Source organism: Pseudomonas sp. GW821-FHT07F05 (assembly GCF_059418765.1).
Genome location: NZ_JBWKQL010000008.1, coordinates 262,179 through 281,382, shown reverse-complemented (window position 1 = coordinate 281,382; position 19,204 = coordinate 262,179). Strand labels below are relative to the sequence as shown.

The 19,204-nt window shown below is 61.5% G+C and carries 15 protein-coding genes; 3 read left to right on the top strand and 12 right to left on the bottom strand.

Going from position 1 to position 19,204, the window contains the following annotated elements:
• Positions 1–99: 99 nt before the first annotated feature.
• From dbpA to AC07RO_RS18080, 10 genes are all read right to left on the bottom strand, one after another.
• Entirely contained in the window at positions 100–1,479 is a 1,380-nt protein-coding gene (gene dbpA, locus AC07RO_RS18125) for an ATP-dependent RNA helicase DbpA (RefSeq protein WP_282373691.1), read from the bottom strand.
• Positions 1,480–1,565: 86 nt separating this feature from the next.
• Positions 1,566–3,008 (bottom strand): multidrug transporter subunit MdtD, encoded by a 1,443-nt coding sequence (gene mdtD, locus AC07RO_RS18120; protein ID WP_192171158.1) that lies wholly within the window; start codon positions 3,006–3,008, stop codon positions 1,566–1,568.
• A 113-nt stretch (positions 3,009–3,121) separates the two neighbouring features.
• Positions 3,122–4,447, bottom strand: coding sequence for a TldD/PmbA family protein (locus AC07RO_RS18115; RefSeq protein WP_192171476.1), 1,326 nt, complete (start codon positions 4,445–4,447; stop codon positions 3,122–3,124).
• Complete coding sequence (locus tag AC07RO_RS18110) at positions 4,447–5,889, bottom strand: TldD/PmbA family protein (protein ID WP_495086728.1); 1,443 nt, start codon at positions 5,887–5,889, stop codon at positions 4,447–4,449. The genes AC07RO_RS18115 and AC07RO_RS18110 overlap by 1 nt, the downstream gene beginning before the upstream one ends.
• A gap of 282 nt (positions 5,890–6,171) precedes the next feature.
• Positions 6,172–7,869, bottom strand: coding sequence for a choline dehydrogenase (betA, locus tag AC07RO_RS18105; RefSeq protein ID WP_346629369.1), 1,698 nt, complete (start codon positions 7,867–7,869; stop codon positions 6,172–6,174).
• 148 nt (positions 7,870–8,017) lie between these two features.
• A complete protein-coding gene (betB, locus tag AC07RO_RS18100; RefSeq protein ID WP_495086727.1) occupies positions 8,018–9,490 on the bottom strand; it encodes a betaine-aldehyde dehydrogenase in 1,473 nt (490 codons plus the stop codon).
• 74 nt (positions 9,491–9,564) lie between these two features.
• The gene (gene betI, locus AC07RO_RS18095) at positions 9,565–10,158 is read right to left on the bottom strand and encodes a transcriptional regulator BetI (protein ID WP_122533875.1); all 594 of its coding nucleotides are present in this window, start codon (positions 10,156–10,158) and stop codon (positions 9,565–9,567) included.
• Positions 10,159–10,357: 199 nt separating this feature from the next.
• A complete protein-coding gene (choV, locus tag AC07RO_RS18090) occupies positions 10,358–11,539 on the bottom strand; it encodes a choline ABC transporter ATP-binding protein (protein WP_192171154.1) in 1,182 nt (393 codons plus the stop codon).
• The gene (gene choW / locus AC07RO_RS18085; protein ID WP_192171475.1) at positions 11,536–12,384 is read right to left on the bottom strand and encodes a choline ABC transporter permease subunit; all 849 of its coding nucleotides are present in this window, start codon (positions 12,382–12,384) and stop codon (positions 11,536–11,538) included. Before choW ends, choV begins: the two co-directional genes overlap by 4 nt.
• Before the next feature lie 64 nt (positions 12,385–12,448).
• Complete coding sequence (locus AC07RO_RS18080; RefSeq protein ID WP_192171153.1) at positions 12,449–13,396, bottom strand: choline ABC transporter substrate-binding protein; 948 nt, start codon at positions 13,394–13,396, stop codon at positions 12,449–12,451.
• A 476-nt stretch (positions 13,397–13,872) separates the two neighbouring features.
• Here AC07RO_RS18080 and AC07RO_RS18075 point away from each other — a divergent pair, with 476 nt between their 5' ends.
• The gene (locus AC07RO_RS18075) at positions 13,873–15,249 is read left to right on the top strand and encodes an L-serine ammonia-lyase (protein WP_282371700.1); all 1,377 of its coding nucleotides are present in this window, start codon (positions 13,873–13,875) and stop codon (positions 15,247–15,249) included.
• 461 nt (positions 15,250–15,710) lie between these two features.
• Entirely contained in the window at positions 15,711–16,814 is a 1,104-nt protein-coding gene (gene gbdR, locus AC07RO_RS18070; protein WP_192171151.1) for a choline metabolism transcriptional regulator GbdR, read from the top strand.
• Positions 16,815–16,846: 32 nt separating this feature from the next.
• On the opposite strand, the gene AC07RO_RS18065 is transcribed toward gbdR, so the two are convergent.
• Positions 16,847–17,116: a hypothetical protein gene (locus AC07RO_RS18065; RefSeq protein WP_495086726.1), complete on the bottom strand. Its 270-nt coding sequence runs from the start codon at positions 17,114–17,116 to the stop codon at positions 16,847–16,849.
• Between the two features lie 330 nt (positions 17,117–17,446).
• On the opposite strand from AC07RO_RS18065, the gene AC07RO_RS18060 reads away from it, so the two are divergent.
• Positions 17,447–18,286 (top strand): 23S rRNA (adenine(2030)-N(6))-methyltransferase RlmJ, encoded by an 840-nt coding sequence (locus AC07RO_RS18060; protein ID WP_346626873.1) that lies wholly within the window; start codon positions 17,447–17,449, stop codon positions 18,284–18,286.
• A gap of 167 nt (positions 18,287–18,453) precedes the next feature.
• Here AC07RO_RS18060 and AC07RO_RS18055 read toward each other — a convergent pair whose 3' ends face one another.
• The gene (locus tag AC07RO_RS18055) at positions 18,454–18,918 is read right to left on the bottom strand and encodes an REP-associated tyrosine transposase (RefSeq protein WP_495086725.1); all 465 of its coding nucleotides are present in this window, start codon (positions 18,916–18,918) and stop codon (positions 18,454–18,456) included.
• Positions 18,919–19,204 lie beyond the last annotated feature (286 nt).

Genomic DNA, 19,204 nt, shown 5'->3' with positions numbered 1-19,204 from the left:
CCCCGGTCGCTCCTACAAGGCCGCGCAACCCCTGTGGGAGCGACCGGGGTGGCGCTCCACCTTGCTCGCGATCAGGGGGCGATGCGGTATTGCGGGTGTTTACAAGATCCGCACGCGCAACGATTTGCCCTTGATCTTGCCGTTGTTCAAACGCTCCAGCGCCTGCTTGGCCATGCTGCGTTCCACGGCGACGTAGGCCTGGAAATCAAAGATCGCGATCTTGCCCACCTGAGTGCCGGGAATGCCGGCTTCGCCGGTCAGCGCGCCCAGAATGTCGCCAGGGCGCAGTTTGTCTTTGCGGCCGGAACCGATGCACAGCGTGGTCATCGGTGGTAGCAGCTTCCCGCCTTCCTTGCGCTCCAGTTGGTCGTATTGCTGCCAGTTGAGCGGCGCTTTCTGCAGCTCTTCAACGGCGCGGGCGCGCTGGCTTTCGCCGGGGGCGACTAGGCTGACGGCGATGCCGGTCTCACCCGCACGACCGGTACGGCCGACGCGGTGAATGTGGATTTCCGAATCCCGCGCCAGTTCGACGTTGAGCACCATGTCCAGGCCATCGATGTCCAGACCGCGCGCAGCGACGTCAGTGGCCACCAGCACCGAGGTGCTGCGGTTGGCGAACATCGCCAGCACCTGGTCGCGGTCACGCTGTTCCAGATCGCCATGCAGGCCGACGGCGGACATGCCCTTGGCGGTCAGGTGATCGACCACTTCCTGAACCTGCTGCTTGGTGAAACAGAACGCCACGCAGGACTGCGGACGGAAATGATCGAGCACGCGGACCACCGCTTCGAGGCGTTGCTCCGGCGCGATTTCATAGAAGATCTGCTCGATCTGGCTGTCGGCGTGGAGCGCTTCGACTTTGACGGTCTGCGGGTCACGCATGAATTTCGAGGACAGCTGCTTGATACCGACCGGGTACGTGGCCGAGAACAGCAGGGTCTGGCGACGCTTGGGGGTCTGCTCGATGATGTCGGCGATGGCGTCGTAGAAACCCATGTCGAGCATGCGGTCGGCTTCGTCCAGCACCAGCGTGTTCAGGCCGTCCAGTACCAGCGAACCCTTGCGCAGATGCTGCTGAATGCGACCCGGTGTGCCAACGATGACGTGCGCGCCGTGCTCAAGCGAGCCTATCTGCGGGCCGAAAGACACGCCGCCGCAGAGGGTCAGGACTTTGATGTTGTCTTCGGAACGCGCCAGACGACGGATTTCCTTGGCCACCTGGTCGGCCAACTCACGGGTGGGGCAGAGCACCAGCGCCTGGCAGCCGAAGTAGCGCGGATTGATCGGATTGAGCAGGCCGATGCCGAATGCAGCGGTCTTGCCAGAGCCCGTCTTGGCCTGGGCGATCAGGTCCATCCCCTTGACGATCACCGGCAGGCTCTGCGCCTGAATCGGCGTCATCTCGGCATAACCAAGGGACTCCAGGTTAGCCAGCATGGCGGCGGAAAGGGGCAGTGAGTTAAAAGCGGTGTTAGTCACGGGACGGGCCTGCAAAACAAAATGTCGCGCAGTGTATCAGGTCGCGACCCCTGCCTTGGGGCCGCGCGCGATAAATGGTGAGTGGGTCATGCCTCGATCTCGGGCTCCGGTTGCGGTTTGCGCGCCGGTGCTTCGGGGGCCATGCGCGGCGATAGCTGCAGGAAGATCGACGCCGCCAGCATCGCCAGCACGCCGACGCACAGGAAGGTCAGCTGAAACGCGCCGAGCACGTCGCTGACTTCACCCGTCGCGACGTCGTCGCTGAATCCGCCCAGCAAGGCGGCCGCACAGGCGACGCCAAGACTCAGGGACAACTGCGCGACCACCGACAGCAAACTGTTGCCGCTGGCGGCACTGGCGTCATCGAGATCGATCAGCGTCACAGCGTTCATCGCCGAGAACTGCAGCGAGTTGACCCCGCCCAAAAACGCCAGATGAATGAGCAGTAGCCAGTACGGCGTGTTGGCCGTGACCAGTGCCATGCTCGCCAGCAGAATACCCAACAGCAGCGTGTTACCGGTCAGCACGATGCGATAACCCAGCCGCTCAATGGCCTTGGTTGCCAGCGGTTTGGCGAACATCGCCGCGAGGGCCAGGGGAATCATGCTCATGCCGGCGTGTGACGGTGAATAACCCAGGGCGACTTGCAGCATGAGCGGCAGGAGGAAAGGCAGGGCGCCGCTGCCCAGTCGGGCAAACAGGTTGCCCATGATGCCCACCGCGAAACTGCGGGTCTTGAACAACTGAGCGGAGAACAGTGGCGCTTCCACATGACTGGCGCGCAACCAGTACGCGGCGAGACAGGCCATGCCGCCGAACAGCAGCATCACCACCCGCAAGTGCGGCAAGTGCAGTTCGCCCAAGCCTTCCAGCGCGATCGTGATCAGCACCATCGACGCGCCGAACAGGCCGAACCCCACCAGATCAAACCGCGTGCGTCCGCCGCCCTGAAGATCGGGGATGAATTTGCGCACGGCAAAACACCCCAGAATTCCCACCGGAAGGTTGATCAGGAAGATCCAGTGCCAGCTCAGGTATTCCACCAGCCAGCCGCCGACCGTCGGGCCCATCAGCGGGCCGAGCAGGGCGGGCATGGTGATGAAGCTCAGCGTGCGCACCAGCTCGGTTCGGGGGTAGGCGCGCAGCACAATGAGCCGTCCTACCGGCATCATCAACGCACCGCCGAGGCCCTGAATCACCCGCGCGCCCACCAGCATGCCGACGGAGTTGGATACCGCACACAGCAGCGAGCCGAAGCTGAACAGCAGGATGGCGCTGAAGAAGATGCGCTTGATGCCGAAGCGGTCGGAAATCCAGCCCGACGCGGGGATCAGCAGGGCGATGGTCAGCATGTAGGCGATGATCACCGACTGCATGCGCAATGGGTCTTCGGACAGCGAGCGCGCCATGGATGGCAGTGCGGTGTTGAGGATCGTGCCGTCCAGGCTTTGCATGAAAAAAGCGATGGCGATGACCCATGGCATCCAGCGCAGGGTGCGGGCGTCCAGCTGCGGTGTTGAGGTCGGCATGTGGATCGAGGGTCCTTATGGGTTGCGGGCAACGGGCTTGTTGCTGTTTGGATATAACTTCCAAAGAAAGCTGTGTGGATGCCCGACAGTTGGGTGCCGGGCAAGCCGATGCATTACAGCGTCAGCGTCAACCCACTCAGCAGCGCACCGGGCAGCAGATTCGAGGCGGTCTGGCGCTGACTGTAGGTGCTCGTCGACAGCAGGAGTTCCCTTTCTGTGGTCAGTTGCTCCAGTGCGGTGCCCAGCAGGCTGAAGATGCTGTCGTCGAAACGCATGGTGTTGACCGGCGCCTTGATCTGCCCGTCTTCGACCCAGAACGTGGCAAAGCGCGTCATCCCGGTGATGCGCCCGGCGGTGCGGTCCGAGAAATTCAAATACCACAGGTTGCTGATGTACAGGCCCGTGCCCAGCGCTTCCAACACCTCATCCAGCGCCAGCGAACCGCCTTCCATGCTCAGCGCACTCGGCGACTCGCCCCAGCCTGCGCCATTGGCGACAAGGCCGTATTCGGCAGCGCTGCGCGAGTCGATCATGCGATCCCGGGCCACGCCTTCGGCCACCAGCGACAGGTCCATGCGCGGATAACCCTCGCCGGAAAACGCAGGGGACAACGAGCCGCTGACCTGCTCGTTCAAACTCACCAGCGAACTCAGCGTGGATTGGCCGTCGTACAGCCGCTGCAAGGGACTGGTCTTGTCAGCCAGCGACTGCGCGGAGAATCCACCCCAGCACAGCATTCCGATGACTTCTTCCAGTGCGGCGGGCGCCAGATAGGCACGGTATTTCCCGGGCGCGAGGGCATGTGCCGGGTGGCCAAGAAACGCCAATTGCTCACGGGCCAGCGCAAAGCGCCGTGCAAAGCCTTCGTCCGTCCAAGTGTGGCCGGCGTAATTGGCTTTTACCGCCTGGCCGTTCTCGTGGAACAGGCTCCAGTCGAAATTGAAACTGTTGGCCTGATGCCAGCCCAGCGCACCGCTGGAACTGGCGAAGCCGCGATAAATCGGACCGGCCGCGTAGATGCCGACCAGATCCAGCCCCTCGCCCAATTGCGCGATCTGCTCGACCACATGGGCGCTGTCCGGCAACGGCGTTTCCTGCACGTTGCTGCTCTGCCAGGCCTCTTCGTTCAGTTGCAGATAAGGGTCTTCCGGCAAGAGCGTCAGCGTTTCACGCAACTGAAGCAGCGCCTCGCTCAGGCGCTGTCGATCGACCTCGGCATCGCCCGACAGCGTGAGGCTCAGGTTGGCGTGACGGCCTGCGGCGATCAGCTTAAAGGTCACGCTGGCCTGCTGCACGTGGCCGGCCTGACGCACTTTGGCGTGGTTGAAGCGAATGAAGTCCGACGCTTCGGCGTCGTAGCTCAAGGTGTAACGCTCGTCTGCCGTGACCGCGCCGTGCAGCCATTCAGCCAGGGCCTTGAATTGCGCTTGATGGGACATCATGCGTCACCTCCGAAAACATCAACGCTGGCGAACACGCAAGCGGGCGAGGCGTGCCCTACGCGGATCACTTGATTGGGCTCGCCTTTGCCGCAGTTGGGCGTGCCGAGGACCTTGAAGGTGCTGGCGTCGCCGACCGCGCTGAGGTTGCGCCAGAACTGGGCGGAGATCGCGCGGTAGTTCGGGTTTTTCACCACGCCCTTGATCTCGCCGTTCTCGATCAACTGCCCCCATTCGCAGCCGAACTGGAATTTGTTGCGCGCATCGTCGATCGACCACGAGCGGTTGGTGCTCATCAAAATGCCGTGCTCGATGCCGCCAATGAGCTGCGCCATCGACTGGTCGCCCGGCTCGATATTCAGGTTGGCCATGCGGTCGATGGGTGCGCGGTTCCAGCTCGACGCGCGGCTATTGGCGACGCCTTCCATGCCGCTGCGGTATTGCGACAGCGCGCCGCCCAGAGGCCTCACCAATACGCCGTCCTTGATCAGGAATTGCTTGCTCGCCGGCGTGCCGTCGTCATCAAAGCCGTAGCTCGCCAGTTGCTCGGGGATCTCGGGATCGAAGGTCACGTTGAGCAGCCTTGAGCCGTATTGCAGGCTGCCGAAGTCACTGGCTTTGACGAAGCTGGTGCCGGCGTAATTGCGCTCATCGCCGAGGATGCGGTCCAGCTCCAGCGGGTGACCGATGGATTCGTGGATTTGCAGGGTCATCTGGTCGGGCGTCAGCAACAGATCGCGCGGGCCGGAGGGCGTGTTTGGCGCCATGACCAGTTGCAGCGCCTGATCGGCGACGTTGACCGCCGCACCGATGATCCCGCACGAAGCGATGACTTCCGCGCCGCCTTGCTGGCCGAAGTTCTCGCGGCCGAGGCTGCGGGTCTGGCTGTCCTGCCCGTCGTAGGCCGTGACGGTCAGCCCGGGAAAGACGAAGCGCTGGGCCTGACGGATCTCGGCGCCGGCGTTGTTCAGGTAGATCTGCTCGACGTTCTCGAGGCCCAGGCTTACCTGCCAGTTGACCAGACGCTCGTCCTTGGGCACGGACGCCGATTCAGCGTTGAGCAGGGCATAGCAATCGCTGAGCGATGGAAACGCGCTTTGCAGGTTGGGCGAGAGGTAATCGGCTCGGGCAGTGGCGACAGCATGGTCGCCCAGGTCGAGCAGCGAATGCGGGGCCAGTTGTCGCGCTTGAGTCTCTGCTTGTTCCAGCGCCGATTGAAGGCCGCGCTGGGAGATATCGTTGGTGGCCGCGTAGGCTTCCACGCCATTGATGCGCACGGTCAGCATCGCGCCTTCGTCGATGCTCAATTGCGGCGGCTCGGCGACGTTCTTGCGCACCGACAGATGCTGGCTGGTCTGTTTGACGTAACGCAGGGAGAAAAACGGGGCGCTGCTCTGCAGGGCGGCGAACCGCTGTTTGAGCTGAGCGGAGAAGTCGAACATGCAGGAAGGCTCCTTGGCGATTCGGACAGGCAACGGCCTGAATCATAGCGCGGATGATCACTGCAGCGGGGAGGGATGGCGGTGGAGGCACGTCGGCGCCGGAGATGTATCTAGTGAGACATGGACTGGTGGGAGCGAGCTTGCTCGCGAAGAGGCAAGAACATCCGCTAAATTTGCGGCGGTAATAATGCCTTCTTCGCGAGCAAGCTCGCTCCCACATGGTCCGGGTGTGCTGCACGATTGCACAGCATCCCGAAGGATCTCCAAGAGCGCTGGCGGTGGTTACTGCGCCAACGGGCCCACTTCGCGCATCGGCTTGCCACGCACGGGCGCATCGCCTGCGACGTAGTAATCGGCGGTGCTACGCGGCAGTGGGGCACGGCCGCGGATCTTGTCGGCGATTTTCTCGGCCATCATGATCGTCGGCGCGTTGAGGTTGCCGGTGGTGATCAGCGGCATGATCGACGCATCCACCACACGCAGCCCTTCCATCCCGTGCACACGGCCCTGGCCGTCAACGACCGCCATTTCATCAGTACCCATCTTGCACGAGCAGGACGGGTGATACGCCGTCTCGGCATGTTCGCGGATGAAGGTGTCCAGTTGCTCGTCGCTCTGCACGTCGATGCCCGGGCTGATTTCGCGGCCACGGTACTGGTCCAGCGCCGGCTGCTGCATGATCTCGCGGGTCAGGCGAATGCCGTCGCGGAACTCCTGCCAATCCTGCTCGGAGGCCATGTAGTTGAAAAGAATGCTCGGGTACTCGCGCGGATTCTTCGATTTCAACTGCACGCGGCCTCGGCTTGGCGAGCGCATCGAACCCACGTGCGCCTGGAAACCATGCTCTTTCACGCCCTTGCTGCCGTTGTAGTTAATCGCGACCGGCAGGAAGTGGTACTGAATGTTCGGCCACTCGAATTCCTCGCGCGAACGAATGAAACCGCCCGCTTCGAACTGGTTGCTGGCGCCGATCCCTTTACCGAGGAACATCCACTCGGCGCCGATGGCCGGCTGGTTCCACCACAGCAGCGACGGGTACAGCGAGACCGGCTCTTTGCAGGCGTACTGCAAATACATCTCGAGGTGGTCTTGCAGGTTCTCGCCAACGCCCGGCAGATCATGAACGACCGGAATGTCGAGCTTCTTCAGCAGCGCGGCGGGGCCGACGCCGGAACGCTGCAGGATCTGCGGCGAAGCAATGGCGCCGCCACACAGCAGGACTTCCTTGCGAGCGCGCGCTTCGATGCGGGTGTCGCTGTCGCCAACCAGGTAGGCCACGCCGACGGCGCGCTTGTTGTCGAACAGAATCCGGTCTGTCAGCGCGTGAGTGACGATGGTCAGGGTCGAGCGCTTCTTCGCTTCGTCCAGATAGCCACGGGCGGTGCTGGCGCGACGGCCGAACGGCGTGACGGTGCGGTCCATCGGGCCGAAGCCTTCCTGCTGATAACCGTTGAGGTCGTCGGTGCGCGGATAACCGGCTTGCACGCCTGCTTCCACCATTGCGGCGAACAGCGGGTTATTGCCGGCTTTAGGCGTGGTCACGCTGACCGGGCCTTCGCCGCCGTGGTAGTCGTTCGGGCCGATATCGCGGGTTTCGGCCTTGCGGAAGTACGGCAGGCAATCTAGGTAGGACCAGTCTTCCAGGCCCGGGTTTTTCGCCCAGCCGTCGTAGTCCATGGCGTTGCCGCGGATGTAGCACATGCCGTTGATCAGCGACGAGCCCCCCAGGCCCTTGCCGCGACCGCATTCCATGCGGCGGTTGTTCATGTGCGGCTCTGGCTCGGTCTCGTAGGCCCAGTTGTAGCGACGGCCTTGCAACGGAAACGCGAGGGCGGCTGGCATCTGCGTGCGGAAATCAGCGCGATAGTCCGGGCCGCCTGCTTCAAGCAACAGCACGGTGACGCCTGCGTCTTCGGTGAGACGGGCTGCCAGGGTGTTACCGGCCGAGCCGGCGCCGATGATGATGTAGTCGTATTCCAAGATAAATCTCCTTGGGAGTTGCAAGCGTCAAGCCTCAAGCTGCAAGAAAAAGCAGCGAGACGGCGCCTGCGAGATTGGTGGGGTGAGCGGCAAACCAGGACTGCAGTTGCTTTGTCTTGGGGCTTGCCGCTTGCCGCTTAAAGCTGCTTTAGAACACCGACGCGTAATCGCCCAGCTCGACCTGCACAGACTTGATGCGGGTGTACTGCGCCAGCGAGCTGATGCCGTTCTCGCGGCCCACGCCTGACTGCTTGTAGCCACCGACCGGCATCTTCGCGTCGGACTCGCCCCAGGCGTTGATCCAGCAGATACCGGCTTCCAGTTGATGGATCACGCGGTGTGCGCGGTTCAGGTCCCTGGTCACGATACCGGCGGCCAGACCCATCTCGGTGTCGTTGGCGCGGCGGATCACTTCTTCTTCGCTGTCGTAGCTGAGGATGCTCATGACCGGGCCGAAGATTTCCTCTTTGACGATGGTCATCTCATCGGTGCAATCGGTGAACACGGTCGGGGCAACGAACGCTCCATTGGCCAGCTCGCCCTCGGTCAGACGGTCGCCGCCGATCAGCAGGCGGGCGCCTTCTTCCTTGCCCTTGGTGATGTAGCCGAGCACGTTTTCCATGTGCGCGAAGCTCACCAGCGGGCCGAAGTTGGTGTTGTCGTCTTGCGGGTTGCCGACGCGGATGCGTTTGACGCGCTCAAGGATTTTCGCTTCGAACGCTGCCTTCAGCGCGCTCGGCACGAACACGCGAGTGCCGTTGGTGCAGACCTGACCGGAGCTGTAGAAGTTGGCCATCATCGCGATGTCGGCGGCGCGGTCCAGATCGGCGTCGTCGAAAATGATCAGCGGGGACTTGCCGCCCAGCTCCATGGTCACTTCCTTGAGCGACGAGCTCGACGCGCTGGCCATGACTTTCTTGCCAGTTTGTACGCCGCCGGTGAAAGAGATTTTTTCAATGCGCGGGTGCTCGGTCAGCCAGCTGCCGACGTCACTGCCGGCGCCCGTAAGCACGTTGAACACGCCGTCCGGCACGCCGGCTTCGGTGTAGATTTCGGCCAGCTTCAGCGTGGTCAGCGAGGTGACTTCGCTTGGCTTGAAGATCATTGCGTTGCCGGCGGCCAGGGCAGGGGCGGACTTCCACAGGGCGATCTGGATCGGGTAGTTCCACGCGCCGATGCCGACGGTGACGCCCAGCGGCTCGCGGCGGGTGTAGACAAACGAGGTGTCACGGAGCGGAATCTGCTCGCCTTCGATGGCGGGCACCAGGCCGGCGTAGTACTCCAGCACGTCGGCGCCGGTGACGATGTCGACGTATTTGGTTTCGGAGATCGCTTTGCCGGTGTCCAGGGTTTCCAGTTCGGCCAGCTCATCGTTGCGTTCACGCAGGATGTCGACGGCACGACGCAGGATGCGCGAACGCTCCATGGCGGTCATGGCGGCCCAGATCTTCTGGCCCTTTTCAGCGCTGACGACCGCGCGCTCAACGTCTTCTTTGGTGGCGCGCTGGACCTGGGCCAGGACTTCGCCATTGGCCGGGTTGATGGCTTCGAAGGTCGCGTTGCTGCTGGCGTCCACGTAGCCGCCGTCAATGTAGAGTTTTTGCAATTCGAAACGGGCCATAAAATCCTCGCAGTAATCTGGGTGGGTGACGACCGAGTGCGCCATGCGCTGCCTTGGTCGTGGTGCCGGCTGCTTCAGCTCGGCGCTTTTGCCAGTTGAAAGTCCATGTACTCGTAGGCAATCCGTTGCGCTTGTTCGGTGTCGAAGGCGTCGCCCGAAAGCGCGCCGCGCAGCCATAGGCCGTCGATCAAGGCCGCCAGCCCCCGGGCTGCGCTGCGTGCTTCATCCAACGGCAATGCGCGACGGAACTGGCAGCAGAGGTTGGAATAAAGACGGTGGTCGTTGATTCGCTGCAGCCTGTGCAGCGAGGGCGAATGCATGCTGGTTGCCCAAAAGGCGAGCCAGGTTTTCATCGCCGGACCGTTGACCTGACTGGAATCGAAGTTGCCCTCGATGATCACTTTCAGGTGAGCCCGCGGGCTGTCGTCGTTCAATGCCCGGCGCCGCTCGGCGACGCTGGCGATCAGCGCATTCATCAAGTGGCGCATCGTCGCTGCGATCAGGCCGTTCTTGTCCTGAAAGTAGTGACTGATAATGCCGTTGGAGACCCCTGCCAGTTTGGCGATCAGCGCAATGCTGGCATCGCCCATCCCGACCTGATCGACCGCCGTCAGGGTGGCCTGGATCAACTGCTGACGCCGAATGGGTTGCATACCGACCTTGGGCATCTGTGGGGCTCCTTGATGTGCCGGGTGATCGTGGGTGGCTGGAAACGGCGTCCACTGTAAAGCTTTTTAATTGAACGTTCAATCAACAAAAAAGCGGGGGCGCAGAAAGGCAGCCTCAAGCTTTAAGCTCCAAGCTGCAAGAGTCTAGGCGTGGCGGCCTTTTTCTTGCAGCTTGAAACTTGCAGCTTGCAGCTGCCTCTCAGCCGTGATTCTTGCCCAGCAACGCGTGGTACAGCTCGCTGTCGCCGAGGATGCCGACCAGCTGGTTGTTTTCCTGAAGCACCAGTTTGTTGCCGGTGTGATAGCGGATCTGCAGGGCGTCACGCATACCGATGTCGGAGTGGACGACGGTCGGTTTGCGGCCGAGTGCATCCACCGACTGACCTGGCTCCCAGCTTTGCAGATCAAGGCTCGCGCCATGCTGATGGGCACCGGTGATGGCGTTGCCGTCGGACAGATCAATCCATGTGTCGTCGCTCGGGTCCAGGCAGACCTGAGAACCGTTGATGCGCGTGCACTGGGTGATCGGGCGCATCAGGCTGCGACCGCACAGCACGTTGAGCGGGTTGGTGTGGGCGACAAACGTACGGACGTATTCGTCGGCAGGGTTGAGCACGATCTCTTCCGGCACGCTGTACTGAATGATCCGGCCGTCCTTCATGATCGCGATGCGGGTGCCGAGCTTGAGCGCTTCGTCCAAGTCGTGGCTCACGAAGACGATGGTCTTGTTCAGCTTTTTCTGCAGCGCCAGCAGTTCATCCTGCAGGCCCTGACGGATCAGCGGATCGAGCGCCGAAAACGGCTCGTCCATCAGCAGAATATCGGCGTCCATCGCCAGTGCCCGGGCCAGGCCGACACGCTGTTGCATGCCGCCCGACAGCTCGTCCGGCTTCTTGTTGCGCCATTGGGTCAGGCCGACCAGCTCCAGTTTTTCGTCCACCAGCGCGCGCCGCTCTTTCTCGGGGCGGCCCTGCATTTCCAGACCGAAACTGATGTTCTCGCGCACCGTCAGCCACGGCATCAGGGCGAACTTCTGGAACACCATCGCGATGCGTTTGGTGCGCATCATCTTGAGCTCGGCAGGAGTGCAGGCGGCGATGTTGATCTGCTTGCCTTCGTGCTCGACGAACAGCGAGCCGCGGCTGACCGTGTTCAGGCCGTTGATGCAACGCAGCAGGCTGGATTTGCCTGAGCCGGACAGGCCCATCAGCACGCAGATCTCGCCTTTGTTGATCTCCAGCGTGGCCTTTTCAACGCCGACGATCTGGCCGGTTTTCTTGAGGATTTCAGCCCGCGTAAGGCCCTGGTCCAATAGCTTGAGAGCCTCACGCGGGTCTTTGGAGAAGACGACGTCAACCTGATCGAATTTGATGATGCTCATGCGTCGGCCCTCACTTTGGCGTCCGGTTGTTTGCAGATCCGGTCGAGCATGATCGCCAGCAATACGATCGCCAGGCCCGCTTCGAAGCCCAGTGCGATATCAGCAGTGTTCAGTGCGTTGACCACAGGTTTGCCCAAGCCATCCGCACCCACCAGCGCGGCGATTACCACCATCGACAGCGACAGCATGATGCACTGGGTGATGCCGGCCGCGATGCTCGGCATGGCGTGGGGCAGTTCGATACGGGAGAGCAGTTGACGGCGCGAGCAGCCGAAGGCTTTGCCGGCGTCGAGGAGTTCTTGCGGGACATCACAGATGCCCAGGTAGGTCAGGCGGATCGGCGCAGCGATCGCAAACACCACCGTCGAAATCAGGCCCGGTACTACCCCGAGGCCGAACAGGGTCAGGGTCGGGATCAGGTAAACGAACGTAGGGACCGTCTGCATCAGGTCGAGGACGGGGCGCATGCAGGTGTAGAACATCGGCTTGTGCGCGGCAATGATGCCCAGCGGCACACCGATTACTACGCAGACCGCCGTGGCGAACAGCACTTGGGCCAGGGTCTCCATGGTTTCCTGCCAATACCCCAGGTTGAGTATCAGCAGAAAGGAAATAATCACAAATACGGTCAGGCCCCATTTGCGCTGAATGAAGTGGGCGAGCAGGGCAACCAGGCCGATCAGCACGAAGGGATTGAACCAGGTCAGCCCGCCGGTCAGGCCGTGAATCATGGTTTCCAGTGACGAAGCGATGGCGTCGAAGGTGCTGGCGCCGTGCTGCGTCAGCCATTCGACGAAGCCGGCGATGTACTCGCCCAGAGGGATTTTATGATCAGTCAGCATGATGTCGGTTGTCCGCGTGCGGGATGAAAAGAGGACAACAGGCGGGCGTACCCGCCTGCCTGTCGAGTTACTTCGTCAGCTCGGCTTTTGCGGCTTCCAGGCCAGGTTTTCCGTCCACGGTGGTGACACCCGCCAGCCAGGTGTCGAGTACTTGAGGGTTGGTTTTCAGCCACGCCTTGGCGGCCGTTTCAGGCTTCATCTTGTCGTCGAGGATGTTGCCCATCAGCGCGCTTTCCATCGGCAGCGTGAAAGACAGGTTCTTCAACAGTTGACCAACGTTGCTGCACTCGGTGGTGTAGCCCTTGCGCACGTTGGTGTAGACGGTGGCTTTGCCGAAGTCGGGGCCGAAGAAGTCATCGCCGCCGGTGAGGTATTTGATTTTGAAGCGGGTGTTCATCGGGTGCGGTTCCCAGCCGAGGAACACCACGTCGGTGTTGCGACGCGAAGCGCGGTCGACCTGGGACAGCATGCCCGCTTCGCTCGACTCGACGACCTTGAAGCCTGCGTCTTTCAGGCCGAAGGCGTTCTTGTCGATCATGCTCTGGATCAGGCGGTTGCCGTCGTTGCCCGGCTCGATGCCGTAGATTTTGCCGTCCAGTTCTTTCTTGAATTTGACGATGTCGGCGAAGTCGTGAAGACCCTTGTCGTACAGCGCTTGAGGAACGGCGAGGGTGTACTTGGCGTTCTCGAGGTTGGCGCGGACGGTTTCGACGGTGCCGGCGTCGCGGTAGGCCTTGATGTCGTTTTCCATGGTCGGCATCCAGTTGCCGAGGAAGATATCCATGTTCTTGCCATCGGCCAGCGACTTGTAGGTCACGGGCACGGAAATCATCGTGGTTTTGGTTTTGTAGCCCAACGACTGCAGCACGACGCTGGTGACGGCGGTGGTCGCCGTGATGTCGGTCCAGCCCACATCGGAAAAATTGACCATCTGGCAAGCGGCAGGCTCTGCGGCCTGGGCCAGGATCGGAAGACTCAGCGCAACGCCCAGCAACAGCCTTTGTGAACCTTTCATGTTGGACTCCTTTGGTGTTTTCTTCTCGGCATCAACCGCAGCTGATGCGTTTTCTGGTGTCGGCGAGTCAAGTTGGGAAAACCGCTCCATCACTGCGTCTGGCGATTGAGTCGACAACGATCATGTAACAGGGAAAAACAAACGCCTACAGGGGGCGTCGTATCCAGTACACAGGGCGTCGTATCCAGTATCAGTGACGTCGCTTACAGGTTTTTTCCCTGCTCGCCGAATGATTCCCGGGACAAAAGCAGAGTGACGATACGGCAAAAAGTGCCGGAATCGGCAGCCGATCGTGTTCATGTACCGGTTAAAGCAGACGCGACGTTGGTGGGCATGGGTGAGTCGGTGTGAGACGCCGCCCTGCAAAACAAAAGGCTGATGATGCCGCCATCTCGATGGATCGCTACGTGAGCGTAGCAGCTCCATCGCCGGCCGCGCGGCGCGCCGGGAGCCCTGTTTTCGGAGGTTTGCGGTCAATGGCAATCAGCGTGTTCGACCTGTTCAAGATCGGTATCGGCCCTTCCAGTTCCCACACCGTCGGCCCCATGCGCGCTGCCGCATTGTTCGTTCAGGGCCTGCGCGAACGCGATCAGCTGGAGCAGGTGAACCGCGTTGAAGTGCGGCTGTATGGCTCGCTGTCGGCGACCGGCGTCGGCCATGGCAGCGACAGCGCGGTGATCATGGGCCTGATGGGCGAATGGCCCGATGCGATCGATCCGTCGCTGATCGGCCAGCGCATCGCCGAACTGCGTGAAACCGACACCTTGAAGCTCAATGGCGATCACCCGATTACTTTCGTCTGGCAGCGCGACATGCTGCTCATCGACGAAAACCTGCCGTTCCATCCCAACGCCATGACGCTGGTTGCTTTCAATGAGCACGGTGAGTTTCATCGCGACACCTATTACTCAGTGGGCGGCGGTTTTGTCGTCGATGAGGCCCAGGCGGCGAGCGGCGTGCTGGATCGCGACGAAACCGTGCTGCCCTATGATTTCTCCAGTGCGGACGAACTGCTGATGCTCTGCGAAACCCACGGCTTGCGGGTGTCGCAACTGATGATGGAAAACGAGAAAGTCTGGCGCAGCGAAGATGAAATCCGCGCCGGGCTCATGCACCTGTGGCGGGCCATGCAGGCGTGTGTCGAGCTGGGGTTGAAGCACGAGGGTATTTTGCCGGGCGGCTTGAACGTGCGTCGCCGTGCGGCGCGTCTGCACCGCAGCCTTCTGGAGCTGAACAAGCCGAACGTGATTGGCTCGACGCTGAGCGCAATGGAGTGGGTCAACCTGTTCGCGTTGGCCGTCAATGAAGAAAACGCTGCCGGAGGGCGCATGGTCACGGCGCCCACCAACGGCGCGGCTGGGATCATTCCGGCGGTGCTGCATTACTTCGTCAAATTCAGCGACGAAGTCAGCGAGGCCAACGTGGTTGACTATCTTCTGGGCGCCGCAGCCATCGGCATTCTGTGCAAAAAGAACGCATCGATCTCCGGCGCCGAAGTCGGCTGTCAGGGCGAGGTCGGTTCCGCGTGCGCCATGGCGGCGGCCGGGCTGGCGGACATCCTGGGTGCCACCCCGGCGCAGCTGTGCAACGCGGCGGAAATCGGTCTGGAACACAACCTCGGCCTGACCTGTGATCCGGTGGGCGGACTGGTTCAGGTGCCATGCATCGAGCGCAACGCCATCGCTGCGGTGAAAGCCATCAATGCCGCGCAAATGGCGCTGCGTGGCGACGGCCAGCACTTTATTTCGCTGGACCGGGTCATTCGCACCATGCGCGACACCGGCGCCGACATGCACGACAAATACAAAGAGACGTCCCGCGGCGGACTGGCGGTCAGCGCCGTCGAATGTTGAGTCGATAACGCCCGCTGCCGGGATAGAAGCAGTTGCATCCGTAGGTGGCTGCTCGCTTTTCGCTCACACCGCACTGAGCCCGCTACGTTTTGGCGCGCGCTCCCCCTTGAGCTGGCGCGATGCCATCTGAATCCGTAATCCATGGCTACCCGCCGATCACCCCGTGCGTCGGGTGACACTCCCGGACCGCCTGCCGATTCGATGGTTCACACAAGTGCTACGGAATTGCTCATCCCGCCCGCCGCGCCTGCGGCTCAGCGCCCCTCGGGGTCGCGATTTGAATCGTCATGTCGCTGCCGAATAGACGCTTCGCGACGTCGCAATCAGGGGTTGTTGAATGCTCATTCAACTTTAGGCATGGCATTTGCGTTGCAATGACAAAGCTCTCCACAGATGAGGGCGATACAACAAGAGCCTCCTGCCGGGGCCATCAACCGTTTTACGCGTGAGGAGAAATTGTGATGACTTCGTTCAACTCCGGGGCTCAACCCCAGAACCGTACGCCCCAATCCATCGGCTTCCTGCTGCTGGACAACTTCACATTGATCTCCCTCGCGTCAGCGGTCGAGCCACTGCGTATGGCGAATCAGTTATCAGGCCGCGAGCTGTATCGCTGGACCACACTGACGGCGGATGGCGGCCAGGTCTGGGCCAGCGATGGTCTGCAGATCACGCCGGACGCCGCCATGCACAAGGCCCCGGTGCTCGACACCGTGATCGTCTGCGGTGGCGTCGGCATTCAGCGCACTGTCACCCGCGAACACGTCAGCTGGCTGCAGAGCCAGGCGCGGCAGTCCCGTCGTCTGGGCGCAGTGTGCACCGGCAGTTGGGCATTGGCCTGCGCAGGCTTGCTGGACGGGTTTGATTGCAGCGTGCATTGGGAATGCCTGGCCGCGATGCAGGAAGCTTTCCCCCGCGTTGCCATGAGCACGCGCCTGTTCACCCTCGACCGCAACCGCTTCACCAGCTCGGGCGGCACCGCACCGCTGGACATGATGCTGCACCTGATCAGCCGCGATCATGGACGTGAACTGTCTGCTGCCATCTCGGAGATGTTCGTCTACGAACGCATCCGCAACGAACAGGATCACCAGCGTGTGCCGCTCAAACACATGCTGGGCACCAATCAGCCGAAGCTGCAGGAAATCGTTGCGCTGATGGAAGCCAACCTGGAGGAGCCGATCGATCTGGATGAGCTCGCGGTGTACGTCGCCGTGTCCCGGCGTCAGCTGGAAAGGCTGTTCCAGAAGTACCTGCACTGCTCGCCGTCGCGCTACTACCTCAAGCTGCGCCTGATCCGCGCCCGCCAGCTGCTCAAGCAAACGCCGATGTCGATCATCGAAGTGGCGTCGGTCTGCGGCTTCGTGTCCACGCCGCACTTCTCCAAGTGCTACCGCGAATACTTCGGCATCCCGCCGCGGGACGAACGCGTCGGCTCCAACACCGCGCAGCAGGTGGGTATGTTGCCGATCCCGCAGTCGATCGTTCTGGCGCCGTTGTCCGGGCCGCTGTCAGCGCTGAGTCAGGCGCGTAATGAATCGACGTTTGCGAGCGTACGGTTGTAGGGCAACGTGCCTTTCCTGATCACCGCGTAAGGTTATCTCAAGCCTGGCTGGCCCTGTTTGTAAGTGGCCAGCGCCGGCAACAGCTGCTGATCAATCGCCTGGCGCACGGCTGGCAAAATCGTTGCGCTGCCGCTCAGCAGTTTTTCCACCAGTTGCCGCAATGCCCGAGCGCGATCGTCATTGAGACCGCGCACCGCCTGTGCGCACGCCTGTTCCGCGCTGAGGCCGGAGGGTACTTCGAGACCGATCGCCCTGAGTTGGCTGATCAGGTCGTCCTGGTCGATGAGGTCTGCGTGCATCATGACGTGCGCTCCGTTCTTGAGGTTGGCCTGATTCTGGTGGTGCGCGCGTGAGCTCGGCAAGCGCTCGCGTCGCAGATGTCTGGCATACGCATCAGTGTGTCGTTTTCGGCTATGTAACCGTTTAGTTCATTTGGCATAATCGCCCCACTTACATTGCGCGAGCTACGGTTTGGTCACCCTCTGGCCCGCGCAGATGCCTCACCCCGGTTTTGTAACGGCTTAACCGGGGATTTTTTTGCCTGTCGTTTGGGCTCCTTCGAGCGGCAGGGCATGAGCGGTCTGCGCAACGTCGGATGGTTTGATAAACTCCGCAGCCTTCCAGGAGCCGCCATGAATTACCGTCACGCCTTCCACGCCGGCAACCACGCCGACGTTTTCAAACACATCGTTCTGACTCGCTTGATCGCGCTCATGTCGCGCAAAGAGCAGCCACTCGCTTACCTCGACACTCACGCGGGCATCGGCCTGTATGACTTGCAGGGCGATCAGGCCACGCGCACCGGCGAATGGATCGAAGGCATTGGCCGTCTGTGGGATGCCGAAGACGTGCCTGAAATGGCGGCCGGTTACATCGACGCGATCCGTCACATGAACCGCAAGACCGGCGAACTGCGTTACTACCCGGGCTCTCCCGAACTGGCCCGCCGCCTGACCCGCGAACAGGACCGCGTGCTGCTCAACGAAAAGCACCCTGAAGACGGCGCGCTACTTAAAGACAACATGAAATACGATCGCCGCGTCGCCGTGCACCTGGGCGAAGGCTGGCACGTGCCCCGGGCCTTACTGCCGGTTCACGAGAAGCGCGCAGTGATGCTGATTGATCCGCCGTTCGAGCAACTGGACGAGATGAAGCGCTGCTCCGTCGCCCTCAAGGAAACCATTGCGCGGATGCGCCAGACCGTTGCGGCCATCTGGTACCCGATCAAGGACCAGCGTGCGCTCAAGCGTTTCTATCAGGAACTGGCCGAAACCGGCGCACCGAAACTGCTGCGGGTCGAGTTGTTCGTGCATCCGCTGGACACACCCAACAGCCTCAACGGCTCCGGCCTGGCGATCGCCAATCCGCCGTGGGGGCTGGAAGAGGAGTTGCGCGAATTGATGCCGTGGCTGGCAAAGAAACTCGGCCAGACGCAAGGTGACTGGAAGATGGATTGGCTGATCGCGGAGTAACCGCTCTTGGTTTCTGCGGCGTGACGGCTTACGTCTTCCCGGCTAAAGCCGGTCCTACAAGGGATAAGCGATCTATCTGTAGGACCGGCTTCAGCCGGGAAGGGGGCCTTGTGGACACCATCACATTTGCAGTGCGACACCCGACGTCTTCCCGGCTAAAGCCAGTCCTACTCGAGCACCCATTCACAACCCCACAATGGATACTCTTCCCGCTGCCTCACCAGACCTGCCCTTACCGGGTTATTAACGACATAGCGCGCCATCTCGGCGAGGTCCTCTTCGGCCCTGACCCCGTGATCGTGATAACCCTTCTGCCATGTGAGTGTTTTTATGCCGTGAGCCTTGTTCACTGCGAAGGCGCTTCTGCCCTTCAACGCTTGCATGAGCGCGGGCAGTGATCCTGACTTGAGCGCGAACAGCCAATGCAGATGGTCGGGCATGACCACCCACGCCATTGAGTGCACAACCTCTGAATCATGAAGGTGCTCCATTTCCGTGACCACCCTGCGGGCTATCTGAATGTCACTGAATATAGGCAGGCGATTCTTGACCACAGAGGTCACGAGATAGACGTTCCCTGGCTGGGAAGATCGACCAATACGCAGAGACCTCGCATGTTTGATTTCCTGCATTCCATCGCTCCTCTTCATGTGAGGGCAAACAATAAAAGCAGAAAGCGGATTCACGTATGGCTGGTGATTGTCAGGAGATTTCTGGCGGACGCTGATGTTCAGTAGGACCGGCTTCAGCCGGGAAGAGGCCAGTGGCAACACCCTCAATTCTGCGGTGCGACATCCGACGTCTTCCCGGCTAAAGCCAGTCCTACAGGTGTACGTGATCGGTCAGTAGGACCGGCTTCAGCCGGGAAGAGGCCAGTGGCAACACCCTCAATTCTGCGGTGCGACATCCGACGTCTTC